Here is a 17036-nt window from a genome sequence, read left to right as displayed (position 1 = left end):
GAATCCTTGGTGGAATTGCGGGCCGGGCATGGAAAAGATTCGCGCATGACCTCGACAGTGGATGTGGCGGCCCTGGCCGGAATCCTGGACGCGGCGCGGCGCGAGCGGCAGGCAGTGCCTCCGTTGACGCACGCGCATCCGCAGCTCTCCGTGCCGGACGGCTACACGGTGCAGGCAGCGGGCATCCGGCTGCGCGAGGCCCAGGGCGAGCGCGTGGTGGGCCTCAAGATGGGCTTCACGTCCGAGGCGAAGCGCAAGCAGATGAGCCTGGATCAGCCCATCTACGGCGTGCTCACGGACCGGATGCGCGTGCAGCCGGGCGGCGTGGTGCGCGTGGGCGCGGGCATCCATCCGCGCATCGAGCCGGAGATTGCCTTCCGCACGTCGAAGGAGCTCAAGGGCACCGTGACGCGCGACGAGGTGCTGGACGCGTGCGAGGCCGTCTTCGCGGCGATGGAGGTGCTGGACTCGCGCTTCGTGGGCTTCAAGTACTTCAGCCTGCCGGACGTGGTGGCGGACAACGCGTCGTCGTCGCTGTTCGTGCCGGGCACGCTGGAGCGCGGCCCTCGCGACCTGGACCTCACGAAGCTCCAGATGCGCATGGAGGTGAACGGCAAGGTGGAGGGCGAGGCGCGCTCGGACGCCATCTCTGGCGACCCGGTGGTGTCCCTCATCCAGCTGTGCGCGCTGCTCGCGGAGCGCGGTCAGGTGCTGCCCGCGGGGAGCCTGGTGCTGTCCGGCGCCGCCACCGCCGCGTACGCGATGAAGCCGGGCGACCACGTGCGGCTCACCGTGGACGGGCTGGGCACGGTGGAGGTCACCGCGGCCGAGTAGTTCTCAGTACAGCAGGCCGTCCTTCGGCTGGACGGGCGGAGGCAGCTCGGATTCGCCCAGCATCTGCCGCAGGTTGATTTCGATGGTGCGGCACAGCGCCGTCATGGGCGTGTCGCTGACGGCGTCCTCGAAGGGGTTCTCCACGTCGCGGCCCACCGCGTCCAGGGCGATGAAGAGGAACGCGATGATGGCGGTGATGAGCGGCGTGAGCACGCCCAGGTCCGCGACGACGCCCAGGGGCAGCATGGCGAGGTAGGCGCGCACCATGGCGTGCGGAAGGATGTCGTACTGGCGGGGCAGGGGCGTGTTCTTGATGCGCTCGCACGCGCCCAGGTAGTTGGTCAGCTCGGTGAGCGTCTCGTCCATCGACACGCGCATGTAGACCTTCTCCGGATGGTCGATGTCGCTGTAGACGCGGCGCATGCGCATGCTCATCCACAGCAGGATGGCGGCGGGCACGTTCTGCTCGTCGCGCAGCGCCTCCAGCACGGACGGCCGGAAGAACGGCGTGATTTCCGGGAAGGGGTCCTGCCGCCGCAGGTGGCAGCGCAGCGCGTTCACGAAGCCCACCTGCGCATAGACCAGCTCGCGCGCGTCCTCGGTGATGCCCTCGTACATGCCGGTGATGATGCCCCGGGGGGGCTCCACGGCCGGATGGATGAACGTGGCCAGGTGCGCACGCGGTGTGCCCGGGCCGCGCAGGTCTCGCGCGTGGCCGAACTGGTCGCGCACCGCGCCGTCACCCACCTTGGACCAGGCTGACGCGAGCGCGGGCCCCTCGGGCTGCACGGCCATCTGGACCAGTCGTGACGCGGCGGTGGGCGTCTCCGGCGTCCCGTCACTGCGCTGGGCGCGGGGCGCGGGCAGGAAGCTGAGCACCTGCCGGGCCAGCGTCCGCGACGCGTTCACCAGCCCGCCCCAGATGGTGCGCGCCTCCCACCAGCGCTCGTAGGCGGAGTTGTTGCGGAAGCCGAGCAGCACGCCCAGCGCCGCGGCCAGCAGCGTCACCGGCAGCGCCGGCACGGACAGCCACCTGGCGTCCAGCACCTCGTAGCCCAGGGAGATGGCCAGCGCGATGGCGATGTGGACGACGACGGGGCGCCCCGTGTAGCGGAGGATGATCCGCCAGGACAGCATCCGACCGACGATCATCTCGCGGGGCTCCTCATGCGTCGCGCGTGCTGCGTGAGAAGCCGGATGTAGTGATGCCCCCGCGCAGGGGCAATGCAACGCGTCAGCTTCGCGTCCTCCGTCCGGCCAGAAGCTCCCTCCGCACGCCCGGTGAGCGTGCGGAACCGGACGGATGGACGCGGGAGGGGCACGTCAGGCCCGCGACTTGGAGAAGACGAGGCTCGCGCCCGTCTCCGGCACCGTCACGGTGAAGGTGCGCTCCACGGTGGCCAGGCCGTTGCCGCCGCGCGCCGCCAGCTCCAGGAAGAACGCGCCCGTGGCCTTCAGGTGGAAGGACTGGGCCCACGACTGGGACAGCTCCTTGAACGCGCCGTTGAAGACGGAGGGCGAGCGCTGCTCGCTGTTGCGCAGGTCCAGCAGGCCCGAGCGCAGGTCGCGCCACTTGGACACGGTGCCGGGGTTCTTCTGGATGACCTCCGCGAACGTCAGCATGCCGTTGCCCAGCTGCCCTTCGATGTACGCGAAGTGGCCGACGAGCGGGTTGTTCTTCAGGTTCGCGGCGGCCGTCTTCGCGGCGTCGGCGGCGGACCAGTTCTGCTCCAGGTACGCCTTCCACAGGGGAGCGTAGACGGACTCGCGCACGGCGGGCCGGTCGCGGCACGGCACGCTGTACCAGGGCAGGGCCCGGGCCAGCGCGCGGGAGAAGGCGGAGTGGGCATCCGGGTCGGCCGCGTGGGCGATGACGTCGCGCAGGGTCCGGTTGTCCAGCTTCAGCTCCACGCGCGTTTCAATCTCCTTGCCGCCGGACGCGTCGCGGATGCGCTTGAGGACCTCCTCCTCCTCGGCGTCGTCCAACGCGCCCCAGATGATGGCCTCGTCCACCGCCTGGCGCAGCCCATCGCCCGACAGCTTGCGCGCGTCGTGGGCCAGGAGCAGGTACAGGCCCAGGTCGAAGTCCGCCACCACGGGTGACTTGCGGAACTCCGCCATGTCCGCCTTGAAGTCCGCGGTCCAGTGCATGTACGGCGTGAGCAGCGCGCCGCGGTAGCTGCGCACGCCCAGGAACGAGATGCGCTGGGGCGCTTCCCTCTCCAGGCTGTTGCGCTGCACCACCTGGGTGAGCTCGCGCGTGTCGTTGCCGCCCAGCGCCCACTTGCCCAGCTTCAGGGAGAAGCCCCAGGCCTTGGACTCCTTGTTGACCTCCTTCAGCAGGCACTGCTCCAGCGTCATGCCTTCGGCCTGCATGCGCTGCATCGCGCCGTCCATCCGTCCCGACACCAGCAGCGGGTGCAGGGCGCGGGCCTGGGCGTCGGTGCACACGGTGGACAGCAGCGTGGTCTGCTCGCGCAGGCGCAGGTATTCGTAGCGGAAGCCCAGCTCGAACTTGGACTCGGCCAGGGTCTGGATGCGCGCGTGCACGGTGGTGCGGAGCTTCCCCCACTGCGTGCGCAGCGCCGTGGTGTCGGCCTCCAGCTCCCCGAAGCCCAGCCGGTCCAGGATGATGCGCAGCACCTTCGTCTCATTCTCCGACAGGGTGTGCGCTTCCAGCTTCGTCATCAGGGAGTCGAACTGGGACAGCGGCACCGACAGCAGCCCTTCCAGGACGTGCTCCACCTGCGTGGCGACAGTGGCCGGGTCGGTGAGGCTTGCCTCCACGTGGAGGCTGGCCGTCACCCCCGCCTCGCGCGCCACCACCTTCTTCACCTGCACGCGCACCTGGCCGGGGGCAGGGCGGGAGAAGACGACGGCGTAGTCGTCCACCACCTTCACCCTGGCGGACACGGTGGCGCCCGCCTTGGCCTCGAAGGCGAGCAGGGTGCTGGCGGACAGCAGCTTCGTCAGCGTCTGGAGGTTGGAGGTGTAGACGTCCGTCCAGTCCAGCGTCGCGGTGACGGACAGCTCGCCGCGCGCCTGGAAGGCGATGGCGTCCCCCACGCCCAGCTTGTCCAGCGACGAGGTGAGCAGGGGCAGCCGCAGGTTGGGCGCGTCCGCCTTCAGTGCGTCGCGCGCCTTCGTGTCCTGCGTGTGCCGGTGGTAGTCCACCAGCAGCACGCGCACGTCGCCGTTGGCCGCGAGCGCCACGTAGGGCAGCGGGAAGCCGACCTCCGCCTTCACGCGCGCCTCCACGCCGTACTTGAGCCACGCCTGGTCGCCACCGTAGACGAGCGCCGGGGCCAGCTGCGTCGCCGCGTCGCCGGGGGCCTCGCCAATCACGCCGGCCGCGTCCACGTCGGCCGGGGCGTCGTACCCTTCAATGAAGCCTCGCGCGGACACGTCGAACGCGAACGTCAGCGGGCCCAGCTTCTCCCCCGCGGGCAGCGCGTAGCTGGCGGTCGGCAATTCCACGCGGATGTCGGAACCCTTGAGGGGCGCATCCGGCAGCACCTTCGACACTTCGTCCAGCAGCGCGAGCTTCCACGACATGACGGCTCCCTCCCACGACGTCCACGGAAAGGCCGCATCCTACATCGCCGGTCCGACGTGGGAGGCCGGACGTGACGCGGGCGCGAGCGACCCGCCAGGGAGGCACCCGCGCCCGTCGTTTCCGCGGCGAACTCCGCCCACTGGTCCGACAGTCGGACCAGTTGGGACCGCCCCCTGCGTCAGGGCACGTCGTGCACCTGCTGGAGCGCGCGCGGACCGTCCGCCTTCACGACCAGGGGGTCGGGCATCAGGCCCTGCACGCACGAGCGGATGTGGGCCTGGGTCTCGTCCACGGGCTTCAACACCAGCGACGCCGTCCGGGTGGGGAGCGCGCGCGGCCACTGGCCCTTCTCCGCGCGGGCCACGTCCACCTCCACCAGGGCGATGAGGGCCTCGGAGCGCAGGGCGCGCAGGTCCAGCGCTCCCACGTCCTCGGGGGACAGGCGCACGGACGGAGCCTCGGGCTGGCGGAAGTACTCCCCGGCCTTCCGGGCCTCCACGGCCTCCAGCGAGCGGCGGCGCTCCTCGGCCGGTTGATCCGCCACGGCGATCAACCGGTCCGCGTCCTCCACCCACTGCCGCCACTGGAGCCGGCGCGACAGGGCACCGGGGAGCGCGGGCGCGTCGAACCACGTGGGCGGGAGCGCGGCGCGGGCGTCGTCGGAGAGCAGGTCGCGGAAGGCGTGGAGCTGCGCGGCGACAGACTCCTCGTGCAGCGTCAGGGACACCGGCGGGAAGCCCTCATGCAGCCGGGTGAGCTGCGAGATGGCCCGGCGCTTGCGAGGCAGGGAGGCCGCATCGAGCGCATCCGCGCAGACCCGCCACGTGCGGGCATAGCCGTTCGCGGACAGCCGCTGTCCCAGGAGTCCGCCACCCAGCGCCAGCTCCCGGTTGAGCGCGAGCGTGTCCACGCACGTGTCCACCGCCTGGTCCACGTCGCCACGAGCGATGAGCAGCCGCGTCTCCAGCGCCGCCGCGTCCACCACGTGGCGCAGGGCCTGGAGCAGCGCATCCCGCCGTGTCGTCTCCGGCGCGGACAGCGGGCGCAGGTCCTCCGGCAGGCCGCCGGACTCCGCATGGGTGGCGGCGAGCACCCGCAACATCAACGGACGGCCGTGCTCCAGCGCTTCACGGCTGGAGGCGGGAAGGGCCGTCACCGGAGTGCGTCCCTCCGTCACCGCCTCCAGGGTCGCGGCCTCCGCGGCGTTGGGGACGGGCGCTTCACGGGCCTGCTGGAGGAGCGCGGGCAGCAGCCCCGTCACGGCCTCCCCGAAGGTGCCGGGCCGGGTGGCGGTGACATGCGCCGGGCGCGGGTGCTCCGCGTGCGTCAGCGTGTTGACCTCGCGCAGGAGCCGTTCCTCCAGCGCGTCGGTGCGCAGGTGCTGGTGCGCCAGCGCCCCAAGGCTCACGAGGACGGACAGGGACACGCCTCCCATGAGGGCAGGGAGGGGGCGCTTCAAGGCCATGGGGGACGGACTCCAGGAGGGGGACCTGGAATGTCGCACGAAACGCCGGAGCCCTACAGCCTCCCCCGGAGTGGAACCGTTGTCCGGCGAGCAGGAGCCCCGGCCCTCCGGTTCATGACGCCTGTCAGGTCCACTACCAGGCAAGCGCACTCAGGGGAGGAGACGCGAGGCGCCGCGCATCACCGCGCGTCGCTCACGGGGACGCGGCGGGCTCGGGCGTGGCGGTCCGGGACATGCCCAGCCGGCGCAGCAGCAGGTCCGCCAGCTCGCGAGCCTGGGAGCGGATCTCCGGCACGGCGGTGGTCTCCCACAGGTCCCCCCGGCGTGTCGGCCCCAGCGTGAAGAGGTGGGAGGACGGCTGACCGCGCGCGTCCAGCACCGCGCCATCAGGCGCCGTCGCCAGGCCCATGCCCAATGCGTCCGCGCGCGCCTGTCCCGCCTCCAGCAGGCCCCGCAGGACGGGCTGGCCGCGCGAGGCCGGGTTCGACTCGGGGCCGGTGCAGTTGATGACGTGCTGCACGCGCAGCACCTGGGGCTCGCGCACGCCCCGGGGGCGCAGGCGGACCGCCACCGCGTCGGGCTCCAATTCGAAGCCGAGCACGCGGCCCGCGTGGAGCACCAGCCGCCCCTCGCGCCGCCACGCGTCCATCACGTCGCTGATCTCCGGCGCCATGCGGTGGCGGTGCACCTCCCAGTACGCCCGCAGGTGGCGCAGGAACCGCCGCCGCTCCGGCTCCGACAGCCGCTGCCACAGGGGCGTCGTCACCGGCCGCAGCGAATCCACCGCCGCGCGCCAGTCCGCGCCCGCGGCCGCCTGCGCATCGACCTCCTGGCGCATCGTGCGCAGCACGTCGCGGACCCGCAGCGTGCTGAACGGCACCACGCCCTCCGCCGAAGGGGACGCGGCCTGCGTGGCGGTCTCCGCGTCGCGGCAGCGGTCCATCTCCCGGCGCACCGACCGCAAGAGCTCGCGGATGCGCAGGGGCTCCGCCGCGGCGGGCGTCTTCGCTCCGTGCGCGCGGTGCGGGTGCGGCAGCATGCCGTGCCGGGACAGCGCGTGCACCGTGCCCTGGTGGCCGCGCTCGCCCAGCGACAGCACCGTGTCCACCATGGTGAGCGCCGTGCCGATGAGCAGCACCGACTCTCCGGAACCAATGCCCTCCAGCGTCCCGGCCATCCACGGCGAGCGGTGGTAGCGGGGGCTCGCGTAGGCCCCGCCATCCGGCACGCGCAGGTCCGCGGGCAGCGCGTTGCCCAGCGCCAGCACCACGCTCTTCGCCTCCAGGCTGGCACCGCTCGCGAGCGACACCTTCACGCCGTCCGCGGTCTCCTCCACCGCCGTCACCTCGTCGTGAGGCGTCTCCAGCAGCACGCCCGGCGCGGCCCGCGCGGCGGACTCCTTCAGCACCGACTCCAGATACTGGCCATAGCGGCGGCGCTCGGCGAACGCGGACGGTGGCGTGTCCGGCGCCTCCACGCGCAGCCAGCGCAGGAAGTGCTCCGGGTCGTCGACCCAGGCGCTCATGCGGCCTGCCGGCACGTTGAGCAGGTGACGCGCGCTGGTGGTGGAGTACGCCACCCCCCGCCCCAGGCGCTCCCCCCGCTCCACGAGGGCCACGCGCAGGGGCGCACGGGCGCCCCGCAAGAGACAGGCCGCCAGCAGCGTTCCGCTGGCGCCCGCGCCGATGATGATCACGTCCTGCCGGGATTGCACCGCCCGATTCTAGGGCCGGCCCCCCCGGATGCCATCCCTCCCGGGTGCGGCCACCCGCGCGGAGTGTCCGTCGGACCACGGCCGGCCGCCCTCCGGGACCCCCGTGGGACGTCGGGGCCCGGCGGCCTCAAAGCGCCTGGTGCGCCTCCGGGACCCCGGGGACGGAAGGGGCGGGGGACGGCACCGCCAGCCGCTCTCCGATGCGCGTCAGTCCCTCGCCCGCGCGGGCACGGGCGTGCACCCGTGGATAGTCCGGGAACGCGGTGCCCAGCCACCGGTCCAGCACCACGGTGAAGAGGCCGTAGTGCCCCTGGTAGCGCGCGTGGTGCAGCGCGTGGAACGTGGGGGTGAAGAGGACGCGGCCCACCCAGGACGTCACGAAGCGCTGGGGCAGCCACTCCGTGTTGCCATGCCCCAGGGCGTTGAGGACGTAGTTGGTCAGCATGTAGGCCAGGACGCCGGCCTGCGAGCCCGGCATCAGATGCATGGCCGCGAAGTGCAGGCTCAGCCCGCCGCTCATCAGCACCACGCGCTCCGCCGCGGAGAACGACAGCGCGGTGAGCGGCCCCGTCACCTGCGCCACGTGGTGCTGCGCGTGGAAGCGGTAGAAGCGCGGCAGGTGCAGCAGCCGGTGCGTCACGTAGAACCACACCTCGAAGCCCACGAACATCCACGCGTACGACCACAGCGCCGCGGACAGGCTGAACGGCGCGGCCAGCGGCCCGCTGAAGTACCGGAAGGCCGCGATGACCACCGCGTCCGTCAGCACCACGCCCACCGCCGCCAGCGCCTCGCTGCGCAGCTGCCCCTTTGACAGCTCCCGCCGGTACACCCGGAAGCGCTCCGCCAGCCGCATGCGCCACACGAGCCACCCCCCCGCCACCGTCAGCAGCTTGATGGTTCCGGAGATGAGCAGGATCAGCAGGAACAGCACCGGCAACGACGGATTCTGGGGCAGCAGCATCAGCATCACGGACCTCGCGAAGGCCAGCACGGCCCCGGGCCAGCCCTGCCCGGATAGCCCATTGATAGTGACGACCCGGGTTCATTGTCAAATATGACAATAGCGGCGCGCGTTGAACGGTGTGCACCGGTGGCTAGGATGCGCCGCGATGGCACCCAGGCGTCCCGCGAAGCCCGCCGCGCCCCGGAAGCGGCGCACCCCGGAGCAGGCGCGCGAGGCCATCCTCCAGGCCGCCGAGCCGCTGCTGGTGGAGCAGGGCCCGGACCGGGTGGGGCTCCAGGCGGTGGCGAAGGCGGCGGGGGTGAGCCACGCGCTCGTCACGCACTACTTCGGCACCTACGAGGCCCTGGTGCGCGAGGTGCTCCAGCGCCGCAACGCGCTGCTGGCGGCGTCCTTCCGCGAACAGCTGCTCGCGGCGGACACGCCGCCCGGGGCGGGGGAGCTGCTCGAGCGCTTCTTCACCATGGTCCAGCAGGCGCAGCACGGCCGGCTGATGGCGTGGGCGCTGCTCACCGGCCGCGCCGAGCACATGCCGCTGGCGCGGGCCCAGGGCATGCGGCTGCTGGCGGACGCGCTGGAGTTCCAGGCGGGCCGCGCGGCGGAAGCGCAGGGCACGCCGGCGCCGTCACGCGACACGGTGGACATGACGCTGCTCGTGGCGCTGTGCGCGTCGCAGTGGTTCATGCTCGCGCGCGAGGTCCTCCTGCCCGCGCTGGGCCGCCCGGTGGACGCGGCGTCGGACGCGAAGTTCCGCGAGGTGCTGGGCGGCATGCTCCAGCAATCGCTCGGGGTGAAGCCCCCGGGTGGAGGCTGAAGCGCTTCAGGTCCAGTCGGCCTGCGAGCGCGGCGACTGCACGAAGGCCCCCGCCACCGGCAGGGTCACGCGGAAGATGCTGCCCCGGCCGGGCGTGCTCTCCATGGTCAGCGTGCCGCCCAGCGACGTGACGATGCCGTGGCACACCGCGAGCCCCAGCCCCGTGCCCACGCCCAGCGGCTTGGTGGTGAAGAAGGGGTCGAAGATGCGCTCGCGGTGCTCGGGCGCGATGCCGCAGCCGGTGTCGCGCACCTCCACCAGCACCTGGCCAGGCTCTCCCGGGCGCGCCACCACGCGCACCTCGTTGCCCTCCGCGTTGCCCGGGGAGATGGACTGCGCCGCGTTGAGCAGCAGGTTCAAGAACACCTGTCCCAGCCGCGAACCGTTGCCCTGCACCGGCGGCACGCCGTCGCACTCCACCACCAGCCGCGCGCGGTGCCGCAATTCATGCATGGCCATCTTCGCCGCCGTGCGCACCACCGAGGCCAGCTCCGCGGGCCCGCTGCCCACGTCCTCCGCGCGCGACAGCGTCTGCAGGTCGCGCACGATGAGCCGGATGCGCTCCGCGCCGTCGCGCGTCTCCGCCAGCGCTTCCAATATCTCCTGCCGGTCCTGCTCCGACAGGCGCTCCTTCTGCTGCAGCTCCTGGTGGATGTACTCCAGGTTGCTCAGGATGAAGGCCAGCGGGTTGTTGATTTCATGGCCCACGCCCGCCGCGATGCGCCCCAGCGCGATGAGCCGGTCCGCGAAGAGCAGCTGGGCCTGCGTCGCGTGCAGCTGCTCCAGGCTGCTGGACAGCTTCGCGTTGGCGGCCTCCAGCGCCGCGGTGCGCTCGCGCACCGTCTCCTCCAACAGCCGGTTGTCCGCGCAGGGCTGCTCCACGGGGCACCGGTACCCGGGGCCCAGGCGCTCGAAGGCCTGACGGAGCGTGCCCCGCCGCCGTGTCATCGCCGCCAACCGACCCACCTTCGCTCGTAACGTCATCGCGGCCCGCTCCACCCACGTCCATCCGCGGCCGTCACCGCTCCTCGTGGCGATGGTCCCTGCTTCCGCGCCCGGCCCGCGGAAGGCCAACCAAACACGGGCGCACCGTGCCCGGCAAGGTGTGCGCGCGTACGGGATGCCGTCGGGCGGACACCGCCTCGGGTTCACGTCCCGGCTGTCATTTTCCAATGGGGGATTCGGGCGCGCGGAGGAGCACACCGCACGCCCGGATGCTTCTGGACACGCGGCCCTGGGGGAGGCCGGTTCATGCCCAGCACTTCACCTACCGTCCGACAGGTCTCCGCCTCAGGCGCCGCAGTCCGCGCGGCAGCTGTCCGCCGTGGTGCCGGAGCCCGCGCGCTCGGTGAACTGGCACACGCCGTCGCCGCAGCGGTACAGCTCCGTCGGCTTCACTCGCGTGGTGAGGGCGGGGTACGTCTTCCCGTTGTACGTGCACTGCGTGTAGTAGGGCTGGCTCGGGTCGCCCTTGATGCAGAACTGCGCGCAGCTGCCAAGGTTGGTGATAGGCGCGCAGGTGTCCGCCTTCAGCGTGAGGCCGCACGCGCGGGTGGAGCTCTCCGCCGCGCTGAAGTCACGGTCCCGCGCCGCGAACAGGCCGTCGGTCGTGAACAGGTTGCCGAAGAAGCACGCCTCCTTCGCGCTGAACTGCGACAGCTCCTCGGCGGAGTAGGGAATCGCCGCGCCCTCCGCCGTGCGGCCCAGCACGGACAGCTCGATGTGCAGGCCGAACTTGTTCGCGTGCGCCGCCAGGCACGCGCTCACCGCCTGCTGCTCCGTCACCGTCGCGGGCTTGCCCGACGCCCAGCCCGGCGCCAGTCCCAGGCTGCCCTGCCACGTGTACTTCGTCCCCGTGGCCGTGGACTGGAACGTGCGCGTCTGCCCTTCAGGCACCGCGCACTTCACGATGTACGCCATCAGCGTCGGCGCCGTGTCCCCGTTCTGGCTGAACCAGTCGTTGAACCCGTTCGTGGACAAGCCGTTGGTGGACAGGCCGTTGGTGGACAGGCCGTTGGTGGACAGGCCGTTGGTGGACAGACCGTTGGTGGACAGGCCGTTGTTCACCTGCTGCGCCTGATCCACTGCGGCCAGGTCCGCCTCCAGGGCGTCCTCCGGCATCGCGCCACCGCAACCCACGAGGGCCAGCAGCGCCCCCGTCATCAACACCGCCTTCAGGGGTTGGCGTGAGGCAACTCGGTTCCACCACTCGCTGCATCCACTTCCAGGCTGAAAAGCAGGGGTGAGGCGCATGTAGGGGGCTCCCGCTTGAGGGAAGTCGGAGGACCGGCTTCCAGAATGTCAGGCAGTCCAGGCTTTCACCTAGAAAGGTGCTGAAACTGTCAGACAGGGGAATCGTGACGGATTCGGGCTCGAAAATAAATACGTCTTCGTCAAAAAATTATGGTGTGGGTCCAATTCTCACGGAGCCAGACGTAGGCCTGTGAAGGGTGGGGAGCCACAGTTCATGACGTGGGGACAGCAGGGGGAGGAGGAGGAAAACGGACGGCGGGGACGGCTCACTGCGGGGGAGGACCTTCAAGAAACAGGGACGCGGGACGCGTGATGGCGAAGCCACCGGGGTCCCTTACGTTCCAGGTTGCCACATGCGTGACCGGGCCGCCTACCACCTCGGCCTCCTCGGCCTCGCCGCGTGTCTCCGCCTCACCATGATGGAGGCAGAGGTGGACGCGGGCGTGGGCGGACTCCGCCAGCCGCTGGGCCTCCGCGTGCAGCTCCCGCAGGGCGCGAAGGGTGCGGGCGGGGACGGTGTCAGGGGACAGGGGCCGCACGCCCAGGAGCGTGGTGCCCGTCTGGAGCGCCAGGAGGAACCCCTCCGCGCGCAGGCCCTGCTCCAGCGTGTCCAGCACGCCCGCGAGCGCGGCGTACACGGTGTCGTCGTCCTGGTCGGTGGGCGGCAGCACCACCTCCGCGTTCACCGCGAGCACGGGGCGCGTCTGGCCCTCCACCTGGCCGGGCTCCTCGGCGGCCTCGCGCAGGGCGGTGAGGAAGGCGTTCACGCTGGGGAAGCGGCGGGTGGCGTCCTTGTCCAGGCAGCGCAGCACCACCGCGTCCATGGCGGGTGACACCGGCGCGCGCACGCTGGGGCGCGGCGGCGGGGCCTCCAGGTGCATCCGCTCCAGCTCCAGCCGATCATCCGACTGGAACGGATAGCGGCCGGTGAGCAGCTGGTAGAGCAGCACGCCCAGCGCGTACACGTCCGTGGGCGGACCGATGCGCCCGCCCCGGAACTGCTCGGGCGCCATCGCGTGCGCGGTGCCCAGGCGCTGGCCCGCGGTGGTGAGCCCCTCCTGGCCGGGCTCCTGTTGGATCAGCTTCGCGATGCCGAAGTCCAGGAGCTTCAGCCGGGGCTTCTCCCCCTCCTCCACGACGAGGATGTTGCTGGACTTCAGGTCGCGGTGCACGACGCCCGCGCGGTGCGCCGCCTCCAGCGCGCCGCAGATGGGCTCCAGGTACGCCAGCGCGCGCGACGAGGACAGCCGCCCGCGCTCCTGCACCACCTGGCTCAGGGTGCGCCCGGAGAGCAGCTCCATCACGTAGTAGGGGCTGCCGTCCGGCATCAGCCCGAAGTCGTAGACGTCCACGATGTTCGGGTGATGGATTTGATTGACGACGCGCGCCTCGCGCACGAAGCGCTGGAGCATCTCCCCCTGGTCCGCCAGGTGCGAGTGCAGCACCTTCACCGCGGCGTGCCGTCCCAGGATGCGGTGCTCCGCCTCGTAGACGCTGCCGTGGCCACCCGCGGCCAGCATGGACTTGAGCACGTACTCACCCGCGAGGGTGCCCGGTCCTCGCTCGGGATGGGTGGGTGTGTCGTGCCCCTTGTCCGTGGCGTTCGCTGCCGCGCGCGCCTGGATGCGGAAGGTGCTCTCGGAGTCCGCCGCCATGAATACCCCGCACCCTACCATCCACGGGGTGGGGCGCGGGTACCCGTGCCTGGTTGGCTGCCCTGCCCGCTTGTTTGCCCGTTCACCAGGAGTCAGGCCCCCTGTCCTGAAGGGGGTGGGGACGTTCATTGGAGGCCGTTGGGGTATGGTTGTGGTCCGGGCCCGGACTTCAGGCCCGCACGGAGCGCGGCGTCATGCACGACAGGCGGCGAGGACACGGCCGGCCCGAGCGCAGGGGAACGCCAGGGGGCTGGCATACATGATGACGTTGTTGGACGAGCTCACGACCTGCGCGGGCCAGTCGGTGACGGCCCCGTCTTCGACCGGGGCGTGCCTCATCCTCATCAGCACCACGACGCCGGCGGCCATCGGCAAGGCGTACAAGCTGGAGCCGGGCGAGCACGTCATCGGGCGCGGCTCGGAGGCGGAGGTGCGCATCGACGACCACGGGGTGTCGCGCAAGCACGCGCGCATCCAGCGCAAGCCGGACGGCTCGTGCCTCGTCACCGACCTGGAGTCCACCAACGGCACGTTCCTCAACGGCCTGCCGGTGTCCACCGCGGAGCTGCAGGAGGGCGACCGGCTCCAGGTGGGCACCGTGACGGTGTTCCGCTTCTCCCGCCGTGAGGTGCTGGAGCAGCGCGAGGAGCAGCTGCGCCAGGCGCTGTCCGCCGCGCGCGTGGGCATCTGGGACTGGAGCGCGAAGAGCGGGCAGGTGACGTGGAGCGAGCACGTGGACCGGCTCCTGGGCCTGGCGGTGGGCAAGCTGTCCGGCCGCGCCATGGACCTGGAGGAGGTGGTGCACCCGGCGGACCTGCCCAGGCTTCGCGCGGGGCTGGCCACGGCGCTCCAGCAGCGCTCGCAGGTGGACGTGGAGTACCGCATCGAGCCCGCGGGCAGCGGCTACCGCTGGATTTCGTGCAAGGGCGACGTGCTGCTGGACGCGTCGGGGCAGCCCGCGCGGGTGACGGGCACGGTGATGGACATCACCGCGCGCAAGCAGGCGGAGCAGGAGCTGCACCGCCAGGCGCTCATCTTCGAGAGCATCTCCGACGGCGTCGTCATCACGGACCTGGCGGGCGGGGTCATCGACTGGAACACCAGCGCGGAGCGCATGTTCGGCCGCAGCCGCAAGGAGGCCATGGGGCAGACGCTCTTCAGCGTGCTGCACCCGGGTGAGCCGGACCGGCTGACGGCCGCCATCCTCACCGCGCTGGAGGTGCACGGGCGCTGGAGCGGGGAGCTGGAGTTCCGCCGCGCGGACGGCATGGCGTGCGTCTGCGAGTCCGTGGTGGTGCCGCTGCGCGACGCGGAAGGGCGCGTCATCGCGAACATCATGGTGCACCGCGACCTGAGCGAGCGCCGGCAGCTCCAGGCGCGGCTGGTGGTGGCGGACCGGCTGGCCAGCGTAGGCACGCTGGGCGCGGGCGTGGCGCACGAAATCAACAACCCGCTGGCGTACATGCTGGTGAACCTGCACCTCATCCGCGAGGGGCTGGACAAGCTGGAGGCGCAAGGCGCCCCGTCCGAGCCGGTGGCCTCCATCCAGCAGCTGGTGCGCGAGACGACGGAGGGCGCGGAGCGCATCGCGACCATCGTGCGGGACCTGAAGGTGTTCGCGCGCGGCGAGCAGGAGTCTCGCCCCATGCCGGTGGACGTGCGCCGCTCGGTGGAGCTGGCGTGCAAGATGGCGGACAACGTCATCCGCCACCGCGCGCGGCTGGTCACGGAGTTCGAGCCGGTGCCCGCGGTGGAGGCGAGCGAGGCGCGGCTGTGCCAGGTGTTCCTCAACCTGCTGCTCAACGCGGCGCAGGCCATTCCGGAGGACCCGACCTCCGTCACCGAGCATGAGATTCGCGCCATCATCCGCCCGGGCGAGCCGGGCAAGGTGGTGGTGGAGGTGCGCGACACCGGCGTGGGCATGACGCCGGAGGTGCTGGGGCGCATCTTCGACCCGTTCTTCACCACGAAGGCGGTGGGCGTGGGCACGGGGCTGGGGCTGTCCATCTGCCACGGCATCGTGGAGTCCATGGGCGGCTCCATCCACGCGGAGAGCACGCCGGGGCGGGGCAGCACCTTCCGCGTGGTGCTGCGCTCGGCGCAGCACGAGGTGGACCTCTACCCCCGGTTGTCGGCGACGGCGCCCGCGGGGGCGCGGGCGCGCATCCTGGTGGTGGATGACGAGCCGAACGTGACGGTGGCGCTGCAGCGCTCGCTGGCCACGGAGCACGAGGTGTCCACGGCGAACAGCGCGCAGGCGGCGCTGCGGCTGGTGAACGAAGGCGGCCGCTTCGACCTCATCCTCTGCGACGTGATGATGCCGGGGATGACGGGCATGGACCTGTACTTCGAGCTGGGGCGCTCGGCGCCGGAACAGGCGGGGCGCATGGTGTTCATGACGGGTGGGGCGTTCACCCCGCGCACGACGTCGTTCCTGCGCGACGTGCCGAACCTCAAGCTGAGCAAGCCGCTGGACCTGGCGCAGCTGCGCGAGCTGGTCGGCCGCTCGGCGGAGGCGTCTCGATGAGCGCCTCCTCCGGGCACCCCGCCGCTCCTCCCGAGGCCGCGGCGGGGCCGGAGGACTCCGTGCCGCCCGTGACGCCACCGGGGCTGGGGCTCGCGGAGCCGGCGGCCTCGGAAGGCCGCGAGTGGACGGCCCGGTCGCTGGGGATGGGGCTGCTCATCGGCGCGCTGCTGGCCGTCACCAACCTCTACATGGGGATGAAGACGGGCTGGTGGGACTCGGGCTCCATCACCGCGACGGTGCTGGGGTTCAGCGGCCTGGCGGCCTATGGGCGCAGGCGGGGTGTGCCGTACACGCCGCTGGAGAACAACCTCACGCAGACGGCCGCGTCGGCGGTGGGCGCGATGCCCGCGTCGGCGGGGCTTTTGGGCGCGCTGCCGGCGCTGGCCCTCTTGGGCACGGGCGTGCCGGGCTGGGGCATCGCGGCCTGGGGCCTGGTGCTGGGCGTGGTGGGCGTGCTGGTGGCGGGGCTCTTGCGGCGGCGCCTGCTGGAGCAGGAAGCCCTGCCGTTCCCCACGGGCATCGCCACGGCGGAGCTGATCTCGACGCTGCACGCGGCCACGCCCACGGAGGCGCAGGGCGCGCCCGCGGGGCGGGGCCGGACGCTGGTGGGCGCCGGCATGGTGGCGATGGTGCTCACGTGGATGCGCGACTCGCGCGGGTGGCTGCCGGGGATGGTGGCGCTGCCGGGCCGCGTGGGCGGCGTGTCGCTGGAGTCGCTGACGTGGGGCGTGGGGATGAGCCCCATGCTGCTGGCGGTGGGGATGATGACGGGCCTGCAGCTGGCCTTGAGCATGCTGCTGGGCTCCGGGCTGGCGTGGGGCGTGCTCGCGCCGGGGCTCGTGGACACGGGCGTGGTGGCGGGCGCCGCGTACGAGCCGCTGTCCGGGTGGTTGATGTGGCCGGGCGTGGGGTTGATGGTGGGCGCGGCGGTGGTGTCGTTGGCGGTGCAGGCGCGGGACTTCCTGGGCGCGGCGAAGGACCTGCGCTCGGTGGGCGCGAGCCGGGGTGGGCTGCCCCGGTGGAGCCTGGCCGTGGCGGCGGTGGCGTGCGTGCTGGCGGTGGTGCTGGGCGGGGTGCTGTTCGGGCTGGGGGTGCCGTCGATGCTGCTGGCGCTCGCGCTGCTGGTGCCGCTGTGCGCGGTGTGTGCGCGAGGCGCGGGGCAGACGGACGTGTCGCCGGTGAGCCAGATGGGGAACCTCACGCAGGTCGTCTTCGGCGTGGTGCGGCCCGGGGAGCTGTCGCCCAACGTGGCGG

12 protein-coding genes are annotated in these 17036 nt (G+C 72.0%); 4 read left to right on the top strand and 8 right to left on the bottom strand.

Annotated features, from left to right (window positions below; genetic code table 11):
- The first annotated feature begins 45 nt into the window (after positions 1–45).
- Positions 46–834 (top strand): 2-keto-4-pentenoate hydratase, encoded by a 789-nt coding sequence (locus tag D7W81_RS18310; RefSeq protein WP_120556686.1) that lies wholly within the window; start codon positions 46–48, stop codon positions 832–834.
- A gap of 3 nt (positions 835–837) precedes the next feature.
- Here D7W81_RS18310 and D7W81_RS18305 read toward each other — a convergent pair whose 3' ends face one another.
- From D7W81_RS18305 to D7W81_RS18285, 5 genes are all read right to left on the bottom strand, one after another.
- Positions 838–1986, bottom strand: coding sequence for a bestrophin family protein (locus D7W81_RS18305; protein ID WP_120556685.1), 1149 nt, complete (start codon positions 1984–1986; stop codon positions 838–840).
- A 171-nt stretch (positions 1987–2157) separates the two neighbouring features.
- Positions 2158–4389, bottom strand: a complete 2232-nt coding sequence (locus D7W81_RS18300; protein WP_120556684.1) for a hypothetical protein — start codon at positions 4387–4389, stop codon at positions 2158–2160.
- Between the two features lie 179 nt (positions 4390–4568).
- A complete protein-coding gene (locus tag D7W81_RS18295; protein ID WP_147445522.1) occupies positions 4569–5855 on the bottom strand; it encodes a hypothetical protein in 1287 nt (428 codons plus the stop codon).
- Between the two features lie 193 nt (positions 5856–6048).
- Entirely contained in the window at positions 6049–7569 is a 1521-nt protein-coding gene (locus D7W81_RS18290; RefSeq protein ID WP_120556682.1) for an FAD/NAD(P)-binding protein, read from the bottom strand.
- Positions 7570–7696: 127 nt separating this feature from the next.
- A complete protein-coding gene (locus D7W81_RS18285) occupies positions 7697–8539 on the bottom strand; it encodes a sterol desaturase family protein (RefSeq protein ID WP_120556681.1) in 843 nt (280 codons plus the stop codon).
- A 142-nt stretch (positions 8540–8681) separates the two neighbouring features.
- Here D7W81_RS18285 and D7W81_RS18280 point away from each other — a divergent pair, with 142 nt between their 5' ends.
- Positions 8682–9347 carry a TetR/AcrR family transcriptional regulator gene (locus D7W81_RS18280; RefSeq protein ID WP_120556680.1) on the top strand — a complete coding sequence of 222 codons (666 nt, stop codon included), beginning with the start codon at positions 8682–8684 and terminating at the stop codon, positions 9345–9347.
- A 6-nt stretch (positions 9348–9353) separates the two neighbouring features.
- Here D7W81_RS18280 and D7W81_RS18275 read toward each other — a convergent pair whose 3' ends face one another.
- The 3 genes from D7W81_RS18275 to D7W81_RS18265 all read right to left on the bottom strand — a co-directional run bounded on the left by D7W81_RS18275 (position 9354) and on the right by D7W81_RS18265 (position 13255).
- Positions 9354–10331, bottom strand: coding sequence for a sensor histidine kinase (locus D7W81_RS18275; RefSeq protein WP_120556679.1), 978 nt, complete (start codon positions 10329–10331; stop codon positions 9354–9356).
- 306 nt (positions 10332–10637) lie between these two features.
- Positions 10638–11510, bottom strand: a complete 873-nt coding sequence (locus D7W81_RS18270) for a hypothetical protein (RefSeq protein ID WP_120556678.1) — start codon at positions 11508–11510, stop codon at positions 10638–10640.
- 356 nt (positions 11511–11866) lie between these two features.
- Positions 11867–13255 (bottom strand): serine/threonine-protein kinase, encoded by a 1389-nt coding sequence (locus tag D7W81_RS18265; RefSeq protein ID WP_120556677.1) that lies wholly within the window; start codon positions 13253–13255, stop codon positions 11867–11869.
- 262 nt (positions 13256–13517) lie between these two features.
- On the opposite strand from D7W81_RS18265, the gene D7W81_RS18260 reads away from it, so the two are divergent.
- Positions 13518–15782 carry a serine histidine kinase EspA gene (locus D7W81_RS18260; RefSeq protein ID WP_167508073.1) on the top strand — a complete coding sequence of 755 codons (2265 nt, stop codon included), beginning with the start codon at positions 13518–13520 and terminating at the stop codon, positions 15780–15782.
- A partial coding sequence (locus tag D7W81_RS18255; protein ID WP_120556699.1) for an OPT/YSL family transporter occupies positions 15779–17036 on the top strand: 1258 nt, incomplete at its 3' end. The genes D7W81_RS18260 and D7W81_RS18255, both read left to right, overlap by 4 nt.

Source organism: Corallococcus aberystwythensis (genome assembly GCF_003612165.1).
Lineage (GTDB): Bacteria > Myxococcota > Myxococcia > Myxococcales > Myxococcaceae > Corallococcus > Corallococcus aberystwythensis.
Note: the sequence above shows the minus strand (reverse complement) of the source record. Positions and strands in the feature narration are given on the sequence as shown.

Excerpts from the sequence above, each read along its gene's own strand:
- D7W81_RS18305 (WP_120556685.1), bottom strand. The coding sequence starts at position 1,986 with ATGATCGTCGGTCGGATGCTGTCCTGGCGGATCATCCTCCGCTACACG.
- D7W81_RS18265 (WP_120556677.1), bottom strand. The coding sequence starts at position 13,255 with ATGGCGGCGGACTCCGAGAGCACCTTCCGCATCCAGGCGCGCGCGGCA.
- D7W81_RS18285 (WP_120556681.1), bottom strand. The coding sequence starts at position 8,539 with ATGCTGATGCTGCTGCCCCAGAATCCGTCGTTGCCGGTGCTGTTCCTG.
- D7W81_RS18310 (WP_120556686.1), top strand. The coding sequence starts at position 46 with ATGACCTCGACAGTGGATGTGGCGGCCCTGGCCGGAATCCTGGACGCG.
- D7W81_RS18300 (WP_120556684.1), bottom strand. The coding sequence starts at position 4,389 with ATGTCGTGGAAGCTCGCGCTGCTGGACGAAGTGTCGAAGGTGCTGCCG.
- D7W81_RS18280 (WP_120556680.1), top strand. The coding sequence starts at position 8,682 with ATGGCACCCAGGCGTCCCGCGAAGCCCGCCGCGCCCCGGAAGCGGCGC.
- D7W81_RS18260 (WP_167508073.1), top strand. The coding sequence starts at position 13,518 with ATGACGTTGTTGGACGAGCTCACGACCTGCGCGGGCCAGTCGGTGACG.
- D7W81_RS18270 (WP_120556678.1), bottom strand. The coding sequence starts at position 11,510 with ATGACGGGGGCGCTGCTGGCCCTCGTGGGTTGCGGTGGCGCGATGCCG.
- D7W81_RS18275 (WP_120556679.1), bottom strand. The coding sequence starts at position 10,331 with ATGACGTTACGAGCGAAGGTGGGTCGGTTGGCGGCGATGACACGGCGG.
- D7W81_RS18295 (WP_147445522.1), bottom strand. The coding sequence starts at position 5,855 with ATGGCCTTGAAGCGCCCCCTCCCTGCCCTCATGGGAGGCGTGTCCCTG.